Genomic DNA, 7565 nt, shown 5'->3' on the forward strand with positions numbered 1-7565 from the left:
TTTAAAGTATTTTATGTTTATGATGTCACTTTCATTTTTTGAATATGGTCGTAATCAGGTGTAGCATAGAGTGTTTTTTGATGATCATATGTTACAAACCCTGGTTTTGCACCAGAAGGTTTATGAACGTGTTTAATTTCAGTGTAATCTACTGGTATTTGACCAGAATTACCAGCTTTTGAATAATAGCCAGCCAGCATAGCCGCTTCTTTTATGGTATTTTCACTAGGTGCATCATTTAAGATCACCACATGAGAACCAGGAATGTCTTTTGTATGAAACCACAAATGCTGTTTGCTTGCCTTTTTATTTGTTAAATAATCATTTTGCTTATTATTCTTTCCTACAAGCATAGTATCTCCGTCACTTGAGACATATTCCTGTAATTGAATGGAAGGTTTCTTTTTCTTATTTTTTTGTTTGCGTTGTTTCATATAGCCCTGTTCGGCAAGTTCTTCTCTAATGTCATCAATATCTTCCACGGATATATGTGTAAGCTGTTGTTCTATATTTTCAAAATATGTGATGTTTTCTTTAGTTAAATCAATTTGACGTGTTAATTCATGTGCACGTGTTTTCAATTTATTATATTTTTTATAATACATTTGGGCATTTGTTGCTGGTGATTTTGTGGTATCTAAAGGAATGGTTACTTCATTACCATCATAATAATTAGTAGTCGTCAGATACTCATCACCTTGTTTAATTCTATAAATATTGGCAGTGATTAATTCACCAAATAATTGTTGTACTTCTTTATCTTTAGTACCTTCTTGTTCATCGATTAGTTTACTTAATTTATTTTGATATTTATGCAACTGTTGCTGTACAAATTTAACTAAATCATTTGCACGTTGTTTTACGCGTTCTCTTTCGCCTCTGGCATCATAATATCTATCTAATAAATCATGTAAAGAATCATATTCAACCATATCATCGTAAAACTGATTTAAATGCATGAAGTAGAAATCTTCTTTTCCTGTTTCATGATTTTTATGAAAAACAGGGGTAGGTAATTCCTTTGTCTCATTCATTACAGAATCAAATGCCTCTGGTAACGTTTCAGTTGTCATAAATTGTTTGCGATTGACGATTTCGTTCGTAATTAAAGGACTAAAGCCTTCAAATTGATTTAATAGCTGTCTAGCGATTTTTCCACTATTGAAATCAATGAATTTTAAAGCTTCTGTACCTGTAATATCATATGGATTTGTTTTATTTTGCGTAGGAGGTGCTTCGTATTGAAACCCAGGCATTACTGTACGATATTGATTTGTATTAGGCGTCAAATGTTTAAAACCTTCAATAATCTTGCGTTGATCATCTACTAATATTAAATTACTGTGTTTCCCCATTATTTCTAAAATAACTGTACGGTAAGTGGTATCACCAATTTCATCTTTACTGTGTATATCTATTTCTACACGTCTATCATTTCCAATTTGTCTTATTGCTTTAATAAAACCACCCTCTAAATGTTTACGAAATACTCTTGCAAACATTGGTGGTTCAAATGGATTATCGTATTTTTTATCTGTTAAATGCATTCTAGCAAAACTAGGATGGATCGAGAGTAGAAGTTGATGGTTTTTACGATTTTGACGTATTACCATGATGATTGTATCGTTTTCAGGTTGATTGATTTTATGAATTCTACCATCAACGAGAAATTGTAAAGATTCTACCATTTTTCGTGTAAATAAACCATCGTATGCCATTACTATCAGCCACCTTATTTTTAGTCATTCATCATATTGTAACATGATGAAAAGATTTGGTCATGAGCAAAGATTGTTTGAACGTATGCTATACAACCAAACGCTCATTATGGTATCATAGTTTAATAATAGAAGAATAGCTTAGAGAGGTAGTAAGGCATGGATAATGAGAAAGGTTTGTTGATTGTACTTTCTGGACCTTCTGGTGTAGGAAAAGGTACAGTTAGAAAAAAAATATTTGATGACCCAACCACATCTTATAAATATTCTATCTCGATGACGACACGTAATATGCGTGAAGGTGAAGTCGATGGTGTAGATTATTTCTTCAAAACAAAATCAGAGTTTGAAGCATTAATTAAACAAGATCAATTTATAGAATATGCAGAGTATGTGGGTAATTATTATGGTACACCGGTGCAATACGTAAAAGATACTATGGACCAAGGACATGACGTATTTTTAGAAATTGAAGTAGAAGGTGCCAAACAAGTTCGTAAAAAGTTCCCTGATGCATTATTTATTTTTCTAGCACCACCAAGTTTAGATCATTTACGTGAACGTTTAGTAGGACGTGGTACTGAGTCTGATGAAAAAATTCAAAGTAGAGTACTCGAAGCTCGTAAAGAAGTTGAAATGATGAATTTATATGATTATGTTGTGGTTAATGATGAAGTTGAATTAGCTAAGCAACGTATTCAATCTATTGTTGAAGCTGAGCATTTGAAAAGGGAAAGAATTGAAGCAAAATATAGAAAAATGATATTGGAGGCAAAAAAATAATGTTATATCCACCATTAAATGATTTAACATCAAAAATCACATCAAAGTATTTAATCGCTACGACTGCTGCTAAACGTGCACGTGAGTTAGACGAGCATCCAAATAGTACGCTATTAAGCAAATATAATTCTGAAAAATCAGTGGGAAAAGCATTGGAAGAAATTGCTGGCGGCGAAATTTATCCTGAAACTACTAAATAACACTTTCTAAGCGAATATTGAATAATATAATTTTATAATTTTGAAAAGTACACCGGGTTAATGATGTGCACTTCAAAAGTCGGACGCATGCGATGACTTTGAGGTTTCATAGCCAAGGTGTGCTTTTTTAATTTGGACATTAATTTGTGTATAATAAGCAGTAACCATATTTATACTTAAAGCAATATAGCTAAAATATTAAAAGTTAATTTAACTAATGAAAATGAAAACATGCTATGTAATCCTATACATTAAACTAATGCGGAATAAAAACATTTGTCTATATTTAGTTATATTGAAGATTAAATATATAAACTACTATGTTAAACCATTAATAGAAAGATATAAATTATTTGGAGGAGAACTACGATGAAAAATATATTACTTGCTGTAACTGGTGGTATCGCTGCGTATAAAGCAATAGATTTAACGAGTAAACTCACACAGGCTGATTATAATGTCAGAGTGATGTTAACAGACCATGCACAAGAGTTTGTAACTCCTTTAGCTTTTCAAGCCATCGGTAGAAATCCTGTTTATACGAGCACTTTTAAAGAACACAATCCAGAAGAAATTCAACATGTAGCTTTAGGAGATTGGGCAGATGCAATTGTAGTTGCACCGGCAACTGCAAATATAATCGCTAAACTAGCAAACGGTATTGCTGATGACATGGTTACATCAACGCTATTAGCTACAGAAACACCTAAATTTATCGCTCCAGCAATGAATGTACATATGTATGAGAATAAAAGAACGCAACATAATTTAGCAACGTTAAGTTCAGATGGTTATTATTTCTTAGAACCTGGTGAAGGTTTCTTAGCATGTGGCTACGTTGCAAAAGGTAGAATGGAAGAACCTTTGCAAATTGTAGAAAGGCTAAATCAATATTTTCAACACAACATATCAACACCCAAAAATAGTAGATTTAACGGTATGAAAGCTTTGGTGACTGCTGGACCAACCATAGAAGAACTAGATCCAGTTCGTTATTTATCCAATCGCTCATCAGGTAAAATGGGATATGCGCTAGCAGAATCTTTAGCTCAAAGAGGGGCGAACGTGACACTTATATCTGGTCCAACCAAGCTAACACCACCGAAAAATGTGGAAGTCATACAAGTAGAAAGTGCACAGCAGATGTTTGAAGCGGTTAAAACACGATTCGAGAACATGGATATTGTCTTTAAATCTGCAGCAGTATCAGATTATGCTCCAACAGAATTATTAGAGCATAAACTAAAAAAACAACAAGGTGATTTGACGGTTACTTTTAAACGCACACCCGATATTTTAAAATATTTGGGAGAACATAAAGGTAATCAATTTTTAGTTGGTTTTGCAGCAGAAACACAAAACATTGAAACATATGCTCAAAAAAAATTAAAAAGTAAAAACGCAGATGTCATTATAGCGAATAATGTTGGAGATCGCACAATTGGGTTTAGCTCTGATGATAATGCATATACAATGTACTATAAAAACGGTGAAACTATAGCGTTAGGAAAACACAAAAAAGTCATATTAGCGGAGCATATACTAGATAGTTTAGAAACAAGGTGGCAATAAAATGATAGCAAAAGTAATCGTAGATATCCCATCTAAAAGTGTTGACTTTACATTTGATTATTTAATTTCACAAAAATTTCAAGCGATGATTGAAGTTGGTATGCGTGTAATTGTACCTTTTGGACCGAGAACGATACAAGGTTATGTCATGGACATCACTAAGCAACCTGACACTGATATGGATATATCAAAATTAAAAGAAATAAAAGAGATACAAGATATTAAACCTGAATTAACGAAAGAATTAATACAACTTACAGACTGGTATCATACTTATTTTGTTACAAAGCGAATTTCTATGTTAGAGGTTATGCTTCCAAGTGCAATCAAAGCTAAATATACCAAAGTTTTTGCAGTTGAAGATGCTGAAGCTATACCAGAAAAGTTATTAAAACGATTTGACTCGGAAGGGCATTATGCATATAAAGAAGCACAAAAAAATGAAGACTTAACTCTAATTGCACCATTCTTAAAGCAAGGTGCAATTCTTGAAGATACCATTTTATCTCAAAGTTTAAAGAAAAAGAAACAACGTGCAGTGCGCATCGTCGAAGGTTTTGATTATGATATGGTATTAGGCTCTTTAGAAAAATCAAAAAAGCAATATGAATTATATGCATATTTAATCGATGAAAGTCATCACGTTGTTTTTTTAAAGCAATTAGAAGAAATGGGCTTTTCAAAATCTAGCATTGAGACATTAGCTCGTAAAGGTTTTATTGAGAAATATGATACAACTGTAGAGCGCGATCCTTTTGCGACGCGAGTATTTGAACAAGATCAAAAGCAACAACTTACGCAAGAACAACAAGAAGCATATAATGCCATACTTGAGACGATTAATAAAAGTGAACAACGGACATTTTTATTACACGGCGTGACGGGTTCTGGAAAGACTGAAGTTTACTTACAAACCATAGAAAAAGTACTCAATCAGGACAAACAAGCGATGATGTTAGTACCGGAAATTGCACTCACACCCCAAATGGTATTAAGATTTAAACAAAGATTTGGGGACGAAGTTGCAGTTTTACATTCAGGGTTATCTAAGGGCGAACGTTATGATGAATGGCAAAAAATTAGAGATGGTAAAGCGAGTGTGAGCGTTGGTGCTCGTTCCAGTGTGTTTGCCCCTTTTAAAGATTTAGGTATGATTATTATTGATGAAGAGCACGAGTCTTCGTATAAACAAGAGGACTATCCAAGATACCATGCTAGAGATATTGCACAATGGCGCAGTCAATATCATCAATGTCCTTTAGTATTAGGCAGTGCCACGCCAAGTTTAGAGACATATGCACGTGCAACTAAAGGTGTTTATGAACTTTTATCATTACCTCATAGAGTGAATCAACAAGCTTTGCCAGAAGTGAACATCGTAGATATGCGTGCTGAACTTGCATCTGGAAATCGTTCTATGTTTTCAGAAGATTTGCGTCATGCGATTCAAGAGCGGTTAGATAAAAAAGAACAAGTTGTTTTATTTTTAAATAGACGTGGCTATGCGTCATTTATGTTGTGTCGTGATTGCGGTCATGTACCTCAATGTCCTAATTGTGATATTTCTCTAACATATCATAAATCAACGGATCAATTGAAATGCCATTATTGTGGTCATCAAGAAATCCCTCCCAATAAGTGTCCTAACTGTGAAAGTGAACACATTAGACAGGTTGGTACGGGTACGCAAAGAGTTGAAGAATTATTACAAGAAAATTTTCAGGAAGCAAAGATTATTCGTATGGATGTTGATACTACTTCTCGAAAAGGTGCACATGAACAATTATTAGATGACTTTGGTTCAGGTAAAGGGGATATTTTACTGGGGACACAAATGATAGCGAAAGGTTTAGACTTTCCAAACATTACATTAGTTGGCGTATTAAATGCTGATACGATGTTGAATTTGCCTGACTTTAGAGCTAGTGAGCGTACATATCAATTGTTGACACAGGTTTCAGGACGTGCAGGCCGCCATGAAAAAGAGGGGCAAGTGATCATACAAACGTATAATCCTGATCATTATGCAATTAAAGATGTTCAAGATAATGACTATCATTCTTTTTTTGAAAAAGAAATGAATTATAGAAAGTTAGGTAAATACCCGCCATACTTCTTTTTAATTAATTTTACGATTGCACACAAAGATATGAAAAAAGTAATGGAAGCTTCTAAACATATACACAAAATATTGTTACAACATTTATCAGATAAGGCATTAGTGTTAGGCCCTTCTCCAGCAGCTTTATCACGAATTAATAATGAATACCGCTTTCAAATATTAATTAAATATAAAAGCGAACCTTCATTACACGAAGCGCTAAAATATTTAGATGATTTTTATCATGATCAATATTTAAAAGACAAATTATCACTGAAGATTGACATTAATCCTCAAATGATGATGTAGGTCACTATTAAATGTGGTTTAACCGTAGTGTTTAAAAACCTGTTGTTTAGCGATTAAGTTACAGTTTAGATAATTAATATTTTTCTTTTTTAAAATGGGGTCTGTAAATCGGTGTTTTGCTGATTTGATGGCCCTATTTTTTATTAAACTATAAATATTATTAGTTGAATATGATTGATAGATATAGTAAATTTATTTGCTCATATTTCTTTAAAAGGAGTACTAGATATGGAGATGAGAATTGCAAATAAAAATGATATTGAAACAATTATAAAATTAAGAAAAGAACAACTACTGGATCAAGGTATGCTTGCTACTGAAGATATTGATGATAATATGAGAGAATATTTTGAAGATGTTTTCGACAAAGAAAACATCTACCAAGTGTTTATGATAGATAATCAACAAGTTGTATCTACAGGAGCAGTTATTTTTCAACAAATACCACCCGCATATGATAATTATTCTGGTGTTGAAGGCTATATTACCAATGTTTATACAACTAAATTGTACAGAGGGTTAGGTTTAAGTAAACAAATTTTAGATGAGCTTTTATTAAAGTGTAAAACAGAACAAGTCAATATAGTTAATTTAAAAGCTTCTACTAATGCAGAACCATTATATTCTAAAATTGGTTTCATAAAAAATGCATCATCCATGACCATTGAGTTATAAAATAATGAAGTGAACAGTATTAAATATAAATTTTTTTATTGAAATAATAATTAAAGTTTAACCTTTCAATATATAATAAATCTAAATATAAAATTAAGAAGTAGAAGTAAGAGAATTCAATTTAACTATTATTGATTTCTTTTTACTTCTACTTTTTTTATTAATCTATATTGTAAATTATGAAAAAAAAGTCAAGTCCAGACTCCT

General features: G+C 32.4%; 6 protein-coding genes. 5 read left to right on the top strand and 1 reads right to left on the bottom strand.

The window, feature by feature from the left end:
• Window positions 1-17 precede the first annotated feature (17 nt).
• Window positions 18-1718, bottom strand: coding sequence for an Rqc2 family fibronectin-binding protein (locus KA873_RS04750; protein ID WP_107385913.1), 1701 nt, complete (start codon window positions 1716-1718; stop codon window positions 18-20).
• A gap of 159 nt (window positions 1719-1877) precedes the next feature.
• Here KA873_RS04750 and gmk point away from each other — a divergent pair, with 159 nt between their 5' ends.
• From gmk to KA873_RS04775, 5 genes are all read left to right on the top strand, one after another.
• Window positions 1878-2501 (top strand): guanylate kinase, encoded by a 624-nt coding sequence (gene gmk, locus KA873_RS04755; protein ID WP_019467771.1) that lies wholly within the window; start codon window positions 1878-1880, stop codon window positions 2499-2501.
• The gene (gene rpoZ, locus KA873_RS04760; protein WP_107385114.1) at window positions 2501-2701 is read left to right on the top strand and encodes a DNA-directed RNA polymerase subunit omega; all 201 of its coding nucleotides are present in this window, start codon (window positions 2501-2503) and stop codon (window positions 2699-2701) included. The genes gmk and rpoZ overlap by 1 nt, the downstream gene beginning before the upstream one ends.
• 369 nt (window positions 2702-3070) lie before the next feature.
• Window positions 3071-4273 carry a bifunctional phosphopantothenoylcysteine decarboxylase/phosphopantothenate--cysteine ligase CoaBC gene (gene coaBC, locus KA873_RS04765; RefSeq protein ID WP_107505171.1) on the top strand — a complete coding sequence of 401 codons (1203 nt, stop codon included), beginning with the start codon at window positions 3071-3073 and terminating at the stop codon, window positions 4271-4273.
• A gap of 1 nt (window position 4274) precedes the next feature.
• On the top strand, window positions 4275-6683 hold the full coding sequence (gene priA, locus KA873_RS04770; protein ID WP_107505172.1) for a primosomal protein N': 2409 nt from the start codon (window positions 4275-4277) through the stop codon (window positions 6681-6683).
• Between the two features lie 228 nt (window positions 6684-6911).
• Complete coding sequence (locus tag KA873_RS04775; RefSeq protein WP_107384640.1) at window positions 6912-7358, top strand: GNAT family N-acetyltransferase; 447 nt, start codon at window positions 6912-6914, stop codon at window positions 7356-7358.
• Window positions 7359-7565: the final 207 nt, after the last annotated feature.

Origin of the sequence: Staphylococcus sp. GDY8P45P, from assembly GCF_017892745.1 — a bacterium.
GTDB lineage: Bacteria > Bacillota > Bacilli > Staphylococcales > Staphylococcaceae > Staphylococcus > Staphylococcus cohnii.

Bases quoted from the DNA above. Each gene is read 5' to 3' on its own strand.
- priA (WP_107505172.1), top strand. From the start codon at position 4,275: ATGATAGCAAAAGTAATCGTAGATATCCCATCTAAAAGTGTTGACTTT.
- coaBC (WP_107505171.1), top strand. From the start codon at position 3,071: ATGAAAAATATATTACTTGCTGTAACTGGTGGTATCGCTGCGTATAAA.
- KA873_RS04775 (WP_107384640.1), top strand. From the start codon at position 6,912: ATGGAGATGAGAATTGCAAATAAAAATGATATTGAAACAATTATAAAA.
- KA873_RS04750 (WP_107385913.1), bottom strand. From the start codon at position 1,718: ATGGCATACGATGGTTTATTTACACGAAAAATGGTAGAATCTTTACAA.
- gmk (WP_019467771.1), top strand. From the start codon at position 1,878: ATGGATAATGAGAAAGGTTTGTTGATTGTACTTTCTGGACCTTCTGGT.
- rpoZ (WP_107385114.1), top strand. From the start codon at position 2,501: ATGTTATATCCACCATTAAATGATTTAACATCAAAAATCACATCAAAG.